The organism is Alkalilimnicola sp. S0819 (genome assembly GCF_009295635.1).
Taxonomy (GTDB): Bacteria; Pseudomonadota; Gammaproteobacteria; order Nitrococcales; family WHIW01; genus S0819.
Map to the genome: position 1 here is coordinate 1 of NZ_WHIW01000008.1, position 14698 is coordinate 14698.

The following is a 14698-nucleotide window of genomic DNA, read 5'->3' on the forward strand; positions in this document are numbered from 1 at the left end:
CGGGCTCACGAACGGGCTCACGAACGGGCTCACGAACAGGCTCACGAACAGGCTCACGAACAGGCTCACGAACAGGCTCACGAACAGGCTCACGAACAGGCTCACGAACAGGCTCACGAACAGGCTCACGAACAGGCTCACGAACAGGCTCACGAACGGGCTCACGAACAGGCTCACGGGCAGGCTCACGGGCAGGCTCACGGGCAGGCTCACGGGCAGGCTCACGGGCAGGCTCACGGGCAGGCTCACGGGCAGGCTCGGCGGCCACGCAGACCCACTCACCCCGTGGGTCCTGGCGGCAGGCCCATTTCCCGCCACTCTGGGCGAGTACGGGCGCGCTCAGACACAGCGCGAGGCTGGATGCGGTCAACAGCAGACCATGGCGGCATGAAGACACGGCGGCACCGGCTTTATTGGGCTTCACGATTTATTCTCGGCGAGCAGGGCGCGCATACCTTGGCACAGCCCATGCGCCGCATCAACGAAGCTTGCATTTTAGCGCCTGTTCGGCGATGAATACCCGTTTATGTGGAGACGGCCTTGGCCGGACCAAGAACGCAGATGATGCCCGCCACCGAAAACGAGCCCCCCAGTAGCCTGTCCGATCCGCGCCTGCAGCAGTTGGAGCACTGGCTGCGCGAGGAGTTGCGCCTGCCCTATACGGCGCTGGCGCCCGCTTCGTCCGACGCCAGTTTCCGGCGCTATTTCCGCATTCAGGTGCCCGAGGGCAGCCATGTGGTGATGGACGCCCCCCCGGAGCGCGAGGACTGCCGCCCCTTCGTCAGCATCGCCTGGGCCCTGCGCGACATCGGCCTGAATGTGCCCCAGGTGCTGGAAATGGACCTCTCCCAGGGCTTCCTGCTCCTCTCCGACCTGGGGAACAGTCAGTATCTGTCCGAACTAGACCCCAACAGCGTGGAGCGTCTCTACGGCGATGCCCTGGATGCCCTGGAGCGCTTGCAGCTGCACGGGCCCAGTGGCGACGCGGCGGGGCTCCCCGATTATGACCGCGCGCTGCTGCTGGGCGAGATGGAACTGTTCCGCGAATGGTTGTTGCAGCGTCATCTGGGCCTCGATACCAGCGCCGAAGACGCCATGCTCGATCACAGCTTCGCCCTGCTGGCGGAGGCCGCCCTGGAGCAGCCCCGGGTGTGCGTGCACCGTGATTACCATTCCCGCAACCTGATGGTGGTGGAGCAGGACAATCCCGGCATCCTGGATTTCCAGGATGCGGTGATCGGTCCGATCACCTACGACCTGGTCTCGCTGCTGCGCGATTGCTATATCGCCTGGCCCCGCAGTCAGGTGGAGGCCTGGGCCCTGGACTACCGCCGGCGCCCCGCGATTGGCGAGCTGTGCGGTGAGGTCAGCGACGAGCAATGGCTGCGCTGGTTCGATCTCATGGGCGCTCAGCGCCATCTCAAGGCCGCCGGCATCTTCGCCCGCCTGTGGCACCGGGACGGCAAACCCGGGTATCTGGCGGATCTGCCCCGCACCGTGCGCTACATCAGCCAGGTGGCGGAGACCCATCCGGAGCTCGACGAGCTGAACCGTTACCTGCACGCCCGCGTGCTGCCCGTGCTGGACGCCGCCTGACCGTCATGAAGGCGATGATACTGGCAGCCGGGCGGGGCGAGCGCATGCGCCCGCTCACCGACCATACCCCGAAGCCCTTGCTGGCAGCCGGCGGCCGTCCGCTCATCGAGCATCATGTGCTGGCGCTGCGTCGCGCCGGCGTGGACGAACTGGTGGTGAACCTCGCCTGGCTGGGCGAGCAGATCCGCGACTATCTGGGCGATGGCGAACGCTACGGTCTGCGCATCCGTTACTCCCCGGAAGGCGAGCGGGGCCTGGAGACCGGCGGCGGCATATACCGGGCACTGCCCCTGTTGGGCGATGCGCCTTTCTGGGTAGTGAACGGTGATATCTGGACCGATTATGACTATCAGCGGCTGCCCGTGGAACCGCCGGGCCTGGCGCACCTGGTGCTGGTGGAAAACCCGGCGCACAACCCGCGAGGGGATTTCGCCCTGCGCGACGGGCAGGTGCGCCCCGAGGGCGAGCCCGGGCTGACCTTCTCCGGCATCGGGGTATACCGGCCGGCCCTGTTCGCCGATTGCGAGCCGGTCGCCTTTCGTCTCGCACCGCTGTTGCGCCGGGCCATGAGCGCGGGGCAGGTCAGCGGCGAGCATTACGCCGGCGCCTGGTATGACATCGGCACGCCGGATCGACTGGCGGCGCTGGACACACAACTGCGGAGCCCTTGATGGGAACCGAAATCGACGAAACACGCTTCGATCGGGACGACTTCCTGCGCTTCAGCCAGCGGCTGCGCGACGAGACTCGGCTGTACAAGGACTGGCTGTCGGAAGGCCGTTTCGTGGATGGGCCGCGGCGCATGGGCCTGGAGTTGGAAGCCTGGCTGGTGGACGAGGCCGGCCGGCCCGCCCCCTGCAACGCCCAGGTGCTGGAATCGCTGCATGATCCGCTGCTCTCCCCGGAGCTCGCCCAGTACAACCTGGAGCTGAACACTCACCCCCTGGCGCTACGCGACACCGCCCTCTCCGACACCCAGCGCCAACTGGAAGCGCTCTGGGCGCGGGTCGCCGCGGCCGCCGCCCCCCTGGGCGTGCGTCCGGGGATGATCGGCATCCTGCCCAGCGTCACCGAAGACGATCTGTGTCTGGCGCGCATGTCGAAGCTGCGTCGCTACCAGGCGCTGAACGAGCAGGTGCTGCTGCTGCGCAACCGCGAGCCGCTGAGCGTGGACATTCGCGGCGAGGAGCGGGTCCAGACTCGGCATGCCGACCTGATGCTGGAATCCGCCGCCACCTCGCTGCAATTGCACCTGCAGGTAGGGCCGGCGGAAGCGCCGGCTTTCTACAACGCCGCCGCCGCGCTTTCCGCCGCCACCGTGGCCCTGGCCGCCAACGCGCCCTTCCTGTTCGGCCGCAGCCTCTGGGAAGAGACCCGCATTCCGCTGTTCGAACAGGCGGTGGCCGTGGGGCCGCTGCACGGCGGGCACGCCGGCCCCCTGTCGCGGGTGGGCTTTGGCAGCGGTTACGCCCGTGACGGTCTGTACAGCTTCTTCGTGGAGAACCGCCAGCACTACCCGGTGCTGCTGCCGGTGCCGCTGGGCGAGCCCGCCGAGCGCCTGCCGCATCTGCGCCTGCACAATGGCACCATCTGGCGCTGGAACCGCCCGCTGGTGGGTTTCGAGGAGGACGGCCGGCCGCATCTGCGCATCGAGCACCGGGTCATGTCCGCGGGGCCGAGCTTCATCGACACCCTCGCCAATGCCGCCTTCTTCTATGGGGCCGTGCACGCGCTGGCCGCCGGCGACCGCAAGCTGCCCTATCCGGTGCTGGAGGCCAACTTCTACGCCGCTGCCCGGCACGGGCTGCGGGCGACTATCCACTGGGGCGGGGGCGAGATCAGTGTGCAGCGCTTGATCCTCACCCAGCTTCTGCCCGCCGCGGCGCAACAGTTGCAGGCCCTGGGCCTTGCCCAGACCGATATTGACCGCTATCTGGGCGTGATCGAGGCGCGGGTCAGCGCCGAGCGCACGGGCGCGGCCTGGCAGCGCCAGTGGGTGGGCCGCCACGGGCGCGATTTCGCCGGGTTGACCCGCGCGTACCTGAAACAGCAGGCCGGCGGCGAGCCGGTGCATGCCTGGCCGATATAGCCGATATAAGGGGGGCGGGCATGCTCAAGTACTACGACCATCTGCCAGCGGGTTTTCTGGACGCCGCGCCCGAAGCGTTGGAAACGCTGCTGGGCGGGCCGGCGCTGATCAGCCTGCCCGGGCGCCGGGAACCGGCCCTGTTCGCCTGTGTGCTGCTACACGGCAACGAGACCACCGGTGTGTACGCCGTGCAGCGGCTGCTGCGTCGCCACCGCGAGGCGCTGCCGCGCAGCCTGGAGCTTTTCGTCGGTAATGTGAGCGCCGCCCGCCACGGGCTGCGGCACCTGGACGGCCAACCGGATTACAACCGCATCTGGCCCGGCGGCGAGGCCACGGACAGCCCCGAGACCCGGATGGCGGCGGAGCTGACCGCGCACATGCGCCGGCGCGGCCTGTTCGCCAGCGTGGACGTGCACAACAACACCGGCTGGAATCCGCACTACGGTTGCATCAACCGCCTGGACGGCCCCTTTCTGTATCTGGCCTCGCTGTTCGCCCGCACGGTGGTGTACTTCACCCGCCCCGCCGGCGTGCAGTCTCTCGCCTTCGCCGAGTTCTGCCCCGCGGTGACCCTGGAGTGTGGCCTGCCCGGTCGAGAGGAGGGCATACAGGAGGCCGAGCAATTACTGGACGCGTTGCTGCACCTGCGGGAGCTGCCGGACCACCCGGCGCTGGATGGCCTGGGGGTATATCAGACGGTGGCCCGGGTGCGGGTGCCCGAGGACGTGGCGGTGGGCTTCGATGCCGGCGTGCCGCTGCGTCTGCTGGACGACATCGAGCGGCTCAATTTCCGCGAGCTGCCGGCCGGTACCGCGTTGGCCCGGGTCGCCCCGGACAGCGACGCCCGCCTGCGGGTGGAGGACAACGAGGGCCGGGACGTCACATCGGAATATCTGGAGCTCGCGGATGGCGAACTACGAATGCGTCGCCACGTCATGCCCGCCATGCTCAGCCGCGACCTGCGGGTGATCCGTCAGGATTGCCTGGGCTATCTGATGCGCCCGGTGGCGCTGGACACCGCGTAGGGGCAGCCCTGGCCGCGGATGCCTTTCACCGGGTTTCGGTCTCTGCGGTGAACATTCACGTCGCCTTGTTGTACGGCCAGGGCCGCCCCCTACCGGGAGGGGGGTGCGCGGCGGGTGTGGGCTTCCACGGTTTCGACCAATAATTCCGCGAGGCGTGTGCCGGCTTTCGCCGGTTCGGCCTCCACGCCCAGGCTCCGCATGTCCACCACATCCAGCCCCGGGTAGCCGCAGGGGTTGATCCGGCTGAAGGGCTCCAGGTCCATGGCCACGTTCAGGCTCAGGCCGTGGTAGCTCGCGCCCCGTCTCACCCGCAGGCCCAGCGAGGCGATCTTGCGCTCGCCCACGTACACGCCGGGCGCCTCGGGGCGGGCCGCCGCCGCGATGTCGTATTCCGCCAGCAGGCGCACGATGGCCTCTTCCAGGCAGCTGACCATGCGCCGCACGCCCAGGCCGCGGCGGCGCAGATCCACCAGTGGGTAGATCACCACCTGCCCCGGGCCGTGGTAGGTCACCTGTCCGCCCCGGTCCACCGGCACCACCGGGATATCGCCGGGCGCGAGCAGGTGCTCGCGCTTGCCGGCCAACCCCAGGGTGAACACCGGCGGGTGTTCCAGCACCCAGCAGCGGTCGGGGCTTTGGGCGTCGCGCTCCTCGGTGTAGCGTTGCATGGCGCGCCAGGTGGGTTCGTAGTCGACCCGCCCGAGTTCTTCGACAAGGAACCGCGCCATGCTCAAAGCGTCATCAGCACCGCTTCGTGGGCATTGAGCTCCAGATACAGCGCATCCAGCTGCTCGCGGCTGGTGGCTCGGATGGTCACCGTCACCGAGAGGTAATTGCCGCGCTTGCTGGCCTGGGTGCGCAGGCAGTCGTCCCCCAGGTCCGGTGCATGGCGCCGGGCGATGCTCTCCACCGTGGCGGGCAGGTCGCCGTCGGCGCGGCCCATCACCTTGATGGGGAAATCGCAGGGAAACTGCAGCAGTGATTGCTCTTCGCTCATGGGCTTTACTCGAACATCAGCAGGACTTCATCGCTCAGGCGTTGCCACAGGCCGCCTTCCTTCACCGGGTCCAGCGCCACCAGCGGACGTTCGGCCAGCACGGTATCGCCCAGGCGCACCACCAGCTTGCCCAGGGTGCTGCCGGCATCCACCGGCGCCATGATCTGGCTTTCCATGCTCATGCTGGCGTCCAGCCTGTCGTATTGACGGCGGGGGATGGTGACGTAAAGGTCCTGCTCCAGCCCCAGGGGCAGTTGCTCCCGCGCGCCCTTCCATACCCGGGCCTGGCTGAGCGCCTCGGAGGCGCCGTAAAGACGGTGGGTCTCGAAGAAGCGAAAGCCGTAGTTGAGCAGGGCCTGGCTGTCGTCGGCCCGGGCCTTTTCACTCGCGGTGCCCATCACCACGGCCACCAGGCGCATGTCATCCTGCTGGGCGGAGCTCGCCAGGCAATAGCCGGCGGCGTTGGTGTGGCCGGTCTTCAGGCCGTCCACCGAGGGGTCGCGCCAGAGCAGCTTGTTGCGGTTGTACTGGGTGATGCCGTTGAAGCTGAACTGCTTCTGGGAATACCACTGGTAGTACTCGGGGAAGTCGCGGATCAGCGCGGCGGCCAGCAGCGCCACGTCCCGGGTGCTCACGTAGTGGTTCGGGTTGGGCAGGCCGGTGGCGTTGAGGAAGTTGCTGTTGTTCATGCCCAGGCGCTGGGCATAGGTGTTCATCACCTGGGCAAAGGTGCTCTCACTGCCGGCAATGTGCTCGGCAATGGCGATGCTGGCGTCGTTGCCGGACTGGATGATGATGCCGCGCAGCAGGTCCTCGACGCTGACCTGCTTGCCTACCTCGATGAACATGCGCGACCCCGGCGCGCGCCAGGCCTTCTCGCTCACCGTGACCATTTCGTCCAGGCGCATATTGCCCGCGCGCAGTTCGCTGAAGGCCACGTAGGCGGTCATCATCTTGGTAAGGCTAGCCGGGTCGCGACGCTCGTCCGGTGCCTTCTCGGCGAGCACGTGGCCGCTGTGAAAGTCCAGCAGCAGGTAGCTGGGCGCGGCCAACTGCGGCGGAGCGGGCACCGGGATGCTGGCCGGCGGGGCCTGTTGGCTCAGCGCCGGGGCGGCGGCGAGCAGGCTGAACAGCAACGCGGCGGTTCGGAACAGTGTACGGCTCATGGTGCTTCGTCTTCCCTTTGGTCGTGCGCGGCCGGCCGGCTGTGGCCGCTTTCCTCTAGCGTGCTGACGGTGGTGGTGGCGAGGCCTTGCTCGCGCAGTTGGGCCCGCAGGCGCTCCACCGCGGCGAGATCCTGAAGCGGGCCCAGGCGGACCCGGTGCACGGCGCCCGCGGTCTGACCGCTGCTGTGGATTTCCACCGGCACGGTGAACCGGCCCTGCAGCCGCTGGCGCAGGCGGCGGGCATTAGTATGCTCGCCGAAGGCGCCGGCCTGTACGTAGTAGCTCACATTCGCGCCACGCGGCGCGGCCCCGGGCGGTGGCGCCGCGAGCACGCGGATCTCCACCGGCGCGGTGCCCTGGCGCAGGATACCGAGCTTGTGGGCGGCGGTGTAGGACAGATCGATGATGCGCCCTTCGGCGAAAGGCCCCCGATCGTTCACTTTGACCACGATACGCCGGTCATTGTTCAAATGGCGCACTTCCACGTAGCTTGGCAGCGGCAATGTCTTGTGGGCCGCGGTCATGGCGTACATGTCATAGGGCTCGCCGCTGGAGGTGCGGCGGCCGTGGAACTTCTCGCCGTACCAGGAGGCGATGCCTCGCTCGGTATGTCCGGCGGGGCGGTCGCGCACCTCGTAGCGGACGCCGTAGACCTCGTAGCTGGCCGGGTTGCCGTAGCGGCTGCGGGGCTCGGCCCGGGGGCTGGCGTCGGGCACCTGGTCCAGGTTGCGGGGCGGGGCGGCGGGGGCGCGGTCCTTCTCGTGGCGGGGCGCGGGGCCTTCGCGCACCGTAACCTGGGGGCCGGAGCATGCGGCCAGCAGAGAGGCCAACAGGGTGATCAGCAGTAGGGGGGTGGCGCGAGTCACCGGGCCTGCTCCTTCTGCTCGCGAATGGCTTCGGCCAACTGCCAGACCGCCATGGCGTAGAGCGGGCTGTGGTTGTAGCGGGTGATCACGTAGAAATTGTGCAGCACGACCCAAGGCTGCTCCCCGTTTTCGAGCGCCAGCACCCGCAGGGTCGCCGGGGTGTCGCCGGACAGTTCCGCGTCCACGCTCACGCCCGCCGCGCGCAAGGTCTCCAGCGCCGTGGCCGGTTTCACCGGGCGCCGGCCGCGCTGGGCGTAGGCCTCCCAGGCGTCGCCCGTGAGCCGGGCGGGCAGGGCCACCGGCTCGCCGGCGCGCCAGCCGTGGGCGCGGAAGTAGTTGGCCACGCTGCCGATGGCGTCGGGAATTTCCCACAGCTGGGTGCGGCCGTCGCCATCGAAGTCCACGGCGTAGTGGCGGTAACTGCTGGAAATGAACTGGGGCAGGCCCATGGCGCCGGCGTAGGAGCCCATGGGGGTGAGTGGGTCCATGCCCTGCTCGCGGGCGAGCAGCAGGAACTCGCCCAGCTCCTTGCGGAAGAAATCGGCCCGGGGCGGGTAGTCGAAGCCCAGGGTGAGCAGGGCGTCGATCACCCGGTGGCGCCCCTTGTAGGTGCCATAGCGGGTCTCGACGCCGAGTATGGCGATGATGATCTCCTCGGGCACGCCATAGCGCGTCCGGGCCTCGGCCAGCAAGGCCTCGTGTTCGCGCCAGAACTCAACGCCCAGACGGATGCGCTCGGGCTTCATGAAGATCGGCCGGTAGCGGTACCAGGGGAGGGCCTCGGCGGGGCGGCTGATGGCCTCGATGATTTCCGGGCGGGGCTGCGCCTGGTCCAGCACTTCTTCGAGCTCACTCTCGGTGAAGCCGTGGGCCTCGGAGAGCTGCTCGATGAAGCTGCGCACCTCGGCGCGCTCGCTGGTGGCTGCCTGGGCGGCCAGCGGCACACCCGGGAGGAGGGCAAGGCACAGCAGAAAACGCGACGCGGATAAGGGCATGGCCGTTCGAATCCGAGAGTGACGCAGCCTCAGGAGGACCAGAGCTTGCGGTGTGTGTGGATGGACATGAGCATACCGAAGGCCGCCATGAGGGTCACCATGGAGGTGCCGCCGTAGCTGATCAGCGGCAGCGGCAGGCCCACCACCGGCAGCAGGCCCGAGACCATGCCGGCGTTGACGAAGATGTAGACGAAGAAGGTCAGGCTCAGGCTGCCCGCCAGCAGGCGGCTGTAGGTGTCCTGGGCATTGACGGCGATGTACAGGCCGCGACCGATCACCAGCAGGTAGAGCACCAGCAACTGCGCCACCCCCACCAGGCCGAACTCCTCGGCGAGCACGGCGTAGATGAAGTCCGTGTGACGTTCGGGCAGGAACTGCAGATGCGATTGGGTGCCGTTGAGCCAGCCCTTGCCGAAAAGCCCGCCGGAGCCGATGGCGATCTTCGATTGAATGATGTGATAGCCCGCGCCCAGCGGATCACGTTCCGGGTTGAGGAAGGTCAGCACCCGCTCGCGCTGGTAGTCGTGCATGGCGAAGAACCACATCAAGGGTGCCGCGGCGCCGCCCAGCAGCGCGGCGCCCAACATCATGCGCCAGCGCAGCCCGCCCAGGTACAGCACGAAAAAGCCCGAGGAGGCCACCAGCAGGGAAGTGCCTAGATCCGGTTGCAGCATGATCAGCCCCACCGGCAGGCCGATCAGCCCCAGCGCGGTGAGCAGGCGCGGCAGGCGCGGCGGCAGGCTGCCGTCCGCGAGCAGCCAGGCGATCATCATGGGCAGCGCGAGCTTCATCGCTTCCGAGGGCTGGAAGCGCATGAAACCCAGGTCCAACCAGCGCTGTGCGCCCTTGCCCGTGTAACCGATCACCAGCACCGCCACCAGCAGGGCGACCCCACCGAGGAACACCCAAGGCGTCCAGCGGCGCAGGGTGGAGGGCGGGATCTGGGCAAAGAATGCCATGGCGCCGAAGCCCGCCCCCAGGCGCACCAACTGCTTGCGGGCCTCCAGCCAGTCCTGGTCGAAGGCGCTGTAGAGCACCACCAGGCCGAACACCGACAGCAGCGCCAGTAGCGTGAGCAGGGTGCCGTCCAGGTGCAGGTGACGCTGCAGCCAGGACTGCCGCCAGACGCTGCCCCGGCCGACGGTATCGTTACCGATCATCGGCGGCCTCCTTGAGCTTGCCGTCCTCGAGTAGCCAGGCGTCCATCACCTGACGGGCGATGGGGGCGGCGGTGCGGCTGCCGCCGCCGCCGTGCTCGGCGATCACCGCCACCACCAGCTGTGGGTCTTCCACCGGCGCGAAACCGACGAACAGGGCGTGGTCGTGCAGCCGCCGGGCGAGGCGTTCGGCGTCATACTCCTCATCCTGGCCCAGGCTGAAGACCTGCGCGGTGCCGGTCTTGCCGGCGATGCTGTAGGGGGCTTTGCCGATGCGCCGGGCGGTGCCCCGCGGGCCGTCCACCACCAGGCGCATGGCCTCGATGATGCGCTCCCAGTTGCCGGGGGCTCGGGGCGTGATCGCTTGGCCCGGGGGTTCGTCCAGCGGGCGCTGGGTGATGGTCTTCTCTCCCGGTGCGCGCACGCCGCCCAGCAGGCGCGGCGTGACCGGCCGGCCCCGGTTGGCGAGCGTCGCGGCGGAGGCGGCCAGCTGCAGCGGGGTGCTCAGGAAAAAGCCCTGGCCGATGCTGGTGATCAGGGTCTCGCCGTGGTACCAGCTTTCGTTGCGGTTGGCCCGCTTCCACGCCCGGGAAGGCAGGATGCCGGCGGACTCGCCGTGCAGGTCCACGCCGGTGGGGGCGCCGAAGCTGAACGGGGCGAGAAAGGTGGACATGCGGTCTATGCCCAGCTCATAGGAGAGCGCATAGAAGTACACATCGCAGGACTCGGCGATGGCCTCTTCCATATTGGTGTGGCCATGGCTGCTCCAGCACCGATAACGGTGATCGAGGCCCGGCAGCTGGTAGTAGCCGGGGCACCAGGTGCGCTGTTCCGGCGTGGTCACGCCGTACTCCAGCCCCGCCAGGCCGATCAGCGGCTTGATGATGGAGGCCGGCGGGTACTGCCCGCGCAGGGCGCGGTTGAACAGCGGCTTGCCCGGGCCGTGCTGCAGCGCCTCATAGGTGGCCTGGTCGATGCCGTTGACGAACAGGTTGGGGTCGAAGCTGGGTTTGCTGGCGAAGGCGAGCAGGTCCCCGTTGCGCGGGTCCAGCGCGATTACCGCGCCGTCGAATTCCCCCAGCGCCTGCTCGGCGATGGCCTGCAGTTCGATGTCCAGGGTGAGGTAAAGATTTTTCCCCGGCTGGGGGGCTTCGCGCTCCAGGCTGCGGATGGTGCGCCCCAAAGCATTGGTCTCCAGGCGCTCGGTGCCCACGCGGCCATGGAGCAGATCCTCGTAGTAGCGTTCCACGCCAGCCTTGCCGATATGGCTGGTGCCGGCGTACTCGCCGGTGTCTATGCGCCCCAGATCCCGTTCGCTGATCCGCCCCACATAGCCGATGGCGTGAGCCCCAACCTCGCCGCGCGGGTAATGGCGCGTGAGCTGGGCGCGCACGTCCACGCCCGGCAGGCGATGGCGGTTGACCGCGATGTGCGCCACCTCTTCCTCGCTGAGCCGGTACTTCAACGGCACTTCGTTGAAGTGGCGTTGGCGGTGGCGCAGGGCGTGGAAGCGCTCCAGCTCCGCGTCGCTCAGCTCGATGAGCCGGCCCAGCTCCGCCAGGGTGGCGTCCATGTCCTGGACCTGCTCGGGGGTGATCACCAACTGGAAGCTGGGGCGGTTCTCGGCGAGCAGCCGGCCTTCCCGGTCGAAGATCAGCCCCCGAGTGGGGGGGGCGGGCACCAGCTTGACCCGGTTGGCCTGGGAGAGGGTGGTGTAGTGCTGGTAGTTGAATACCTGCAGGTAGCCGGCACGCCCGGCCAGACCCAGAAACAGCAGAAACATCAACGCCATGGCAGTGAGCGCCCGGCGGTTGAACAGCCCCCGCTCCTCGCGACGATCCTTGATGTGCGGCGCGCGGGCCATGGCTCAGCGTACCCGGAAGTGGCGGCGGACTTCCCGCAGGATGAAGAACAGCCAGGGCCAGAGGATGGCTCCGAGCAGGGCGGACAGCCAGAAGCCCAGGTCCGCCGGGGGCTTGCCGATAATGCCGTTCGCCCACAGCAGGATGAACCGGGCCAGCAGCAGCATGATCAGGATGCTGGTGGCCTGCTGCCAGACCGGTAGCAGGCGCAGGCGCTGGTGCAGGCGGAGGATCAGCCAGGCCACCACGGCGTAGGCCAGGGCGTGTTGACCCAGCAGCGTGCCCTGCAGGGTGTCCTGCAGCAGCCCCACCAGCCAGCCCACGGTCACCCCCACCCGCTCTGGCAGGGCCAGGGTCCAGTAGATCAACACCAGCAGCACCCATTCGGGGCGTGCGCTGCTTGCCCAGTCGGGCAGCGGTACCACGCTCAGGCTCAGTGCCAGAAAGAAGCTGAGCGCAATGACCCAGCCGCCCTGTCGCGCGCCGCCCGGATTCATGGCCCCTCCTGCGTGGGAGCGGCGCCGGGCTGTTCGCGTTTGCGCACCAGTAGTACCTCGCGGCTGCGATCCAGCGCGGCCGTGGGGGCGGCGGTCACCTGGGCGAAGGGGCGGCCCGGATCCTGGTGCACGGTCTCCACCCGGGCGATGGGGTAGCCCTGGGGGAAGCGCCCGGCAAGCCCGGAGCTGACCAGCAGGTCTCCGGGGCGAATATCGGCGTTATTGGGCAGGCTGCTCAGTTCCAAGCGGTGCAGATCACCGGTGCCCAGGGCGATGCTGCGCACCCCGTTGCGATTGACCTGCACGGGGATCGCGTGGCCGGGGTCGGTGATCAGGCGCACCATGGCGGAAAAGGGCCCCACGCTATTCACCTGGCCCATGATGCCGTGGGCGTCCAGCACCGGCTGGCCGACGAAGACCTCGGAGCTGGCGCCCTTGTCGATCTGGATAAGATGGGTGAACGGGTCCAGGTCCACTCGCATCAGCTCGGCGATCAGCACCGATTCCCCCACCTGGTAGCTGGAATCGAGCAGATCCCGCAGGCGGATGTTCTCCACCTCTAAAGCGTCCATCTTTTGCAGACGCGCCTGGTGAAGCAGTTGCTGGTCGCGCAGGCGGGCGTTCTCCTCGATCAACTGTCGGCGGCTGGCGAGGTTTTCGCTGAGGTAGCCGCTGAAATTGCCGGGCAGATCCACCGCCAGGCGAATGGGGTAGACCGCGGCGGCCAGGCTCTCGCGGATGGGCTGGGCCAGGTGCTGGCGATGATCCAGGGTCATCAGCACCACCGAGATGACGCTGAAGAAGATCACGCGGGCCGTAAGCGAAGGGCCTTGTTGAAACAGCGGTTTGATGATGCTTCCCCGGGTCAGTCAGAGGCCGGCTTCGGGATCGCTGCCCAAAGGCGGGCGGCGCCGTGTCCGGCGCCACCCCGATGCGTGGGGCCTGCGGGTGAGCCCGATGGGGCCTACTCCACCGCGAAGAGGTCGGTGCCTTTCTCGTCCATCAGTTCCAGCGCACGGCCGCCACCGACGACCACGCAGGTGAGCGGGTCGTCCGCCACCACCACGGGCAGGCCGGTCTCTTCCATCAGCAGTCGGTCCAGGTTGCGCAGCAGCGCGCCGCCGCCGGTGAGCACGATGCCGCGCTCGGCCACGTCCGAACCGAGCTCCGGCGGGGTCTGCTCCAGCGCCGTCTTCACAGCGCCGACGATGCCCGAGAGCGGCTCCTGCAGCGATTCCAGAATTTCGTTGCTGTTGACCGTGAAGCTGCGCGGCACGCCCTGGGCCAGATTGCGGCCCTTCACTTCGGTCTCGTGCACTTCCGCGCCCGGGAAGGCCGTGCCGATCTCGTGCTTGATCCGCTCGGCGGTGGCCTCACCCACCAAGATGCCGTAGTTGCGGCGGATATAGTTGATGATCGCCTCGTCGAAGCGGTCGCCGCCGATGCGCACCGACGACGCGTAGACGATGCCGTTCAGCGACAATACCGCCACTTCCGAGGTGCCGCCCCCGATGTCCAGCACCATGGAGCCGCGGGCTTCGTCCACTGGCATGTTTGCGCCAATGGCCGCCGCCATGGGCTCTTCGATGAGATAAACCTCGCGGGCCCCGGCACCGCCGGCGGATTCCTTGATCGCGCGGCGCTCCACCTGGGTGGAGCCACAGGGCACGCAGACCAGCACGCGCGGGCTGGGCTTGAAGAAGCGTGCTTCGTGAACCTTCTTGATGAAGTACTGCAGCATCTTCTCCGTCACCGTGAAGTCGGCGATCACGCCGTCCTTCATCGGCCGGATGGCCTTGATATTGCCTGGGGTGCGCCCCAACATCCTCTTCGCGTCGGTGCCTACCGCCGCAATGCTCTTCGGCCCGCCGTCCCGATCCTGTCGGATGGCCACTACCGAGGGCTCGTTCAGGACGATGCCCTGGCCCCGGGAGTAGATCAGAGTGTTGGCGGTGCCGAGGTCTATGGAGAGGTCGTTGGAGAACAGGCCGCGGATTCCCTTGAGCATTCTCTCTTCCCGGTCCGATAAAGCCGCTTAATCTAGCAATGGGTAGGGGTTTGGGCAAGGCGGCTTCTGTGCTAACTTTTCCGGCTTTACCCGGCGGGTAGCACGGAGTGAGCCGATGTCTCTCGGACCCGATGAAGTCAAGCGCATCGCCCACCTTGCCCGGTTGGCGATCGATGAAGCCGATATTCCTTCTTATGCCCGTAGCCTGTCCGACATCCTCGACCTGGTCGAGCGGATGCAGGACGTGGACACCAGCGGGGTGGAGCCCATGGCCCATCCGCTGGACGCTACCCAGCGCCTGCGTGACGACGAGGTGACCGAACCGAATCAGCGCGAGCTGTTCCAGTCCATCGCCCCGGCGACTGAGGCCGGATTATATCTGGTACCCCGGGTCATAGAGTGATACCAATCACGCCCCGCGCGGCCGTACCGCCACGGAT

At 67.9% G+C, this 14698-nt stretch carries 16 protein-coding genes; 5 read left to right on the plus strand and 11 right to left on the minus strand.

Annotation, left to right across the window (positions count from 1 at the left end):
• On the minus strand, positions 1-249 hold a 249-nt coding region (locus tag GBG68_RS08275), incomplete at its 3' end, for a hypothetical protein (RefSeq protein WP_193222263.1).
• Positions 250-561: 312 nt separating this feature from the next.
• On the opposite strand from GBG68_RS08275, the gene GBG68_RS08280 reads away from it, so the two are divergent.
• From GBG68_RS08280 to GBG68_RS08295, 4 genes are read left to right on the plus strand one after another with little or no spacing between them, the layout of a single operon-like run.
• Positions 562-1596: an aminoglycoside phosphotransferase family protein gene (locus GBG68_RS08280; RefSeq protein WP_226801739.1), complete on the plus strand. Its 1035-nt coding sequence runs from the start codon at positions 562-564 to the stop codon at positions 1594-1596.
• A gap of 5 nt (positions 1597-1601) precedes the next feature.
• The gene (gene murU / locus GBG68_RS08285; protein WP_152146478.1) at positions 1602-2267 is read left to right on the plus strand and encodes an N-acetylmuramate alpha-1-phosphate uridylyltransferase MurU; all 666 of its coding nucleotides are present in this window, start codon (positions 1602-1604) and stop codon (positions 2265-2267) included.
• A complete protein-coding gene (locus GBG68_RS08290; RefSeq protein WP_152146479.1) occupies positions 2267-3685 on the plus strand; it encodes a glutamate--cysteine ligase in 1419 nt (472 codons plus the stop codon). The genes murU and GBG68_RS08290 overlap by 1 nt, the downstream gene beginning before the upstream one ends.
• A gap of 20 nt (positions 3686-3705) precedes the next feature.
• Complete coding sequence (locus GBG68_RS08295) at positions 3706-4710, plus strand: M14 family metallopeptidase (protein ID WP_152146480.1); 1005 nt, start codon at positions 3706-3708, stop codon at positions 4708-4710.
• 89 nt (positions 4711-4799) lie between these two features.
• Here GBG68_RS08295 and lipB read toward each other — a convergent pair whose 3' ends face one another.
• From lipB to GBG68_RS08345, 10 genes are all read right to left on the minus strand, one after another.
• Positions 4800-5438, minus strand: coding sequence for a lipoyl(octanoyl) transferase LipB (gene lipB, locus GBG68_RS08300; protein WP_193222264.1), 639 nt, complete (start codon positions 5436-5438; stop codon positions 4800-4802).
• 2 nt (positions 5439-5440) lie between these two features.
• Positions 5441-5707, minus strand: a complete 267-nt coding sequence (locus GBG68_RS08305; RefSeq protein ID WP_152146482.1) for a YbeD family protein — start codon at positions 5705-5707, stop codon at positions 5441-5443.
• A gap of 5 nt (positions 5708-5712) precedes the next feature.
• Positions 5713-6873, minus strand: a complete 1161-nt coding sequence (locus GBG68_RS08310) for a D-alanyl-D-alanine carboxypeptidase family protein (RefSeq protein ID WP_152146483.1) — start codon at positions 6871-6873, stop codon at positions 5713-5715.
• Positions 6870-7739, minus strand: coding sequence for a septal ring lytic transglycosylase RlpA family protein (locus tag GBG68_RS14665; protein WP_152146484.1), 870 nt, complete (start codon positions 7737-7739; stop codon positions 6870-6872). Before GBG68_RS14665 ends, GBG68_RS08310 begins: the two co-directional genes overlap by 4 nt.
• On the minus strand, positions 7736-8734 hold the full coding sequence (gene mltB / locus GBG68_RS08320; RefSeq protein ID WP_152146485.1) for a lytic murein transglycosylase B: 999 nt from the start codon (positions 8732-8734) through the stop codon (positions 7736-7738). The genes GBG68_RS14665 and mltB overlap by 4 nt, the downstream gene beginning before the upstream one ends.
• A 29-nt stretch (positions 8735-8763) precedes the next feature.
• Complete coding sequence (gene rodA, locus GBG68_RS08325) at positions 8764-9894, minus strand: rod shape-determining protein RodA (protein WP_152146486.1); 1131 nt, start codon at positions 9892-9894, stop codon at positions 8764-8766.
• On the minus strand, positions 9884-11755 hold the full coding sequence (gene mrdA / locus GBG68_RS08330) for a penicillin-binding protein 2 (RefSeq protein WP_152146487.1): 1872 nt from the start codon (positions 11753-11755) through the stop codon (positions 9884-9886). Before mrdA ends, rodA begins: the two co-directional genes overlap by 11 nt.
• A 3-nt stretch (positions 11756-11758) precedes the next feature.
• Positions 11759-12250 carry a rod shape-determining protein MreD gene (mreD, locus tag GBG68_RS08335; RefSeq protein ID WP_152146488.1) on the minus strand — a complete coding sequence of 164 codons (492 nt, stop codon included), beginning with the start codon at positions 12248-12250 and terminating at the stop codon, positions 11759-11761.
• Positions 12247-13119 (minus strand): rod shape-determining protein MreC, encoded by an 873-nt coding sequence (mreC, locus tag GBG68_RS08340; RefSeq protein ID WP_319020497.1) that lies wholly within the window; start codon positions 13117-13119, stop codon positions 12247-12249. Before mreC ends, mreD begins: the two co-directional genes overlap by 4 nt.
• Positions 13120-13214: 95 nt before the next feature.
• Positions 13215-14258 (minus strand): rod shape-determining protein, encoded by a 1044-nt coding sequence (locus GBG68_RS08345; RefSeq protein WP_152146490.1) that lies wholly within the window; start codon positions 14256-14258, stop codon positions 13215-13217.
• Positions 14259-14373: 115 nt separating this feature from the next.
• On the opposite strand from GBG68_RS08345, the gene gatC reads away from it, so the two are divergent.
• Positions 14374-14661 carry an Asp-tRNA(Asn)/Glu-tRNA(Gln) amidotransferase subunit GatC gene (gene gatC, locus GBG68_RS08350; RefSeq protein WP_152146491.1) on the plus strand — a complete coding sequence of 96 codons (288 nt, stop codon included), beginning with the start codon at positions 14374-14376 and terminating at the stop codon, positions 14659-14661.
• The last annotated feature ends 37 nt before the right edge of the window (positions 14662-14698 follow it).

Excerpts from the sequence above, each read along its gene's own strand:
- GBG68_RS08280 (WP_226801739.1), top strand. The coding sequence starts at position 562 with ATGATGCCCGCCACCGAAAACGAGCCCCCCAGTAGCCTGTCCGATCCG.
- murU (WP_152146478.1), top strand. The coding sequence starts at position 1,602 with ATGAAGGCGATGATACTGGCAGCCGGGCGGGGCGAGCGCATGCGCCCG.
- GBG68_RS08290 (WP_152146479.1), top strand. The coding sequence starts at position 2,267 with ATGGGAACCGAAATCGACGAAACACGCTTCGATCGGGACGACTTCCTG.
- GBG68_RS08295 (WP_152146480.1), top strand. The coding sequence starts at position 3,706 with ATGCTCAAGTACTACGACCATCTGCCAGCGGGTTTTCTGGACGCCGCG.
- lipB (WP_193222264.1), bottom strand. The coding sequence starts at position 5,438 with ATGGCGCGGTTCCTTGTCGAAGAACTCGGGCGGGTCGACTACGAACCC.
- GBG68_RS08305 (WP_152146482.1), bottom strand. The coding sequence starts at position 5,707 with ATGAGCGAAGAGCAATCACTGCTGCAGTTTCCCTGCGATTTCCCCATC.
- GBG68_RS08310 (WP_152146483.1), bottom strand. The coding sequence starts at position 6,873 with ATGAGCCGTACACTGTTCCGAACCGCCGCGTTGCTGTTCAGCCTGCTC.
- mltB (WP_152146485.1), bottom strand. The coding sequence starts at position 8,734 with ATGCCCTTATCCGCGTCGCGTTTTCTGCTGTGCCTTGCCCTCCTCCCG.
- rodA (WP_152146486.1), bottom strand. The coding sequence starts at position 9,894 with ATGATCGGTAACGATACCGTCGGCCGGGGCAGCGTCTGGCGGCAGTCC.
- mrdA (WP_152146487.1), bottom strand. The coding sequence starts at position 11,755 with ATGGCCCGCGCGCCGCACATCAAGGATCGTCGCGAGGAGCGGGGGCTG.
- mreD (WP_152146488.1), bottom strand. The coding sequence starts at position 12,250 with ATGAATCCGGGCGGCGCGCGACAGGGCGGCTGGGTCATTGCGCTCAGC.
- GBG68_RS08345 (WP_152146490.1), bottom strand. The coding sequence starts at position 14,258 with ATGCTCAAGGGAATCCGCGGCCTGTTCTCCAACGACCTCTCCATAGAC.
- gatC (WP_152146491.1), top strand. The coding sequence starts at position 14,374 with ATGTCTCTCGGACCCGATGAAGTCAAGCGCATCGCCCACCTTGCCCGG.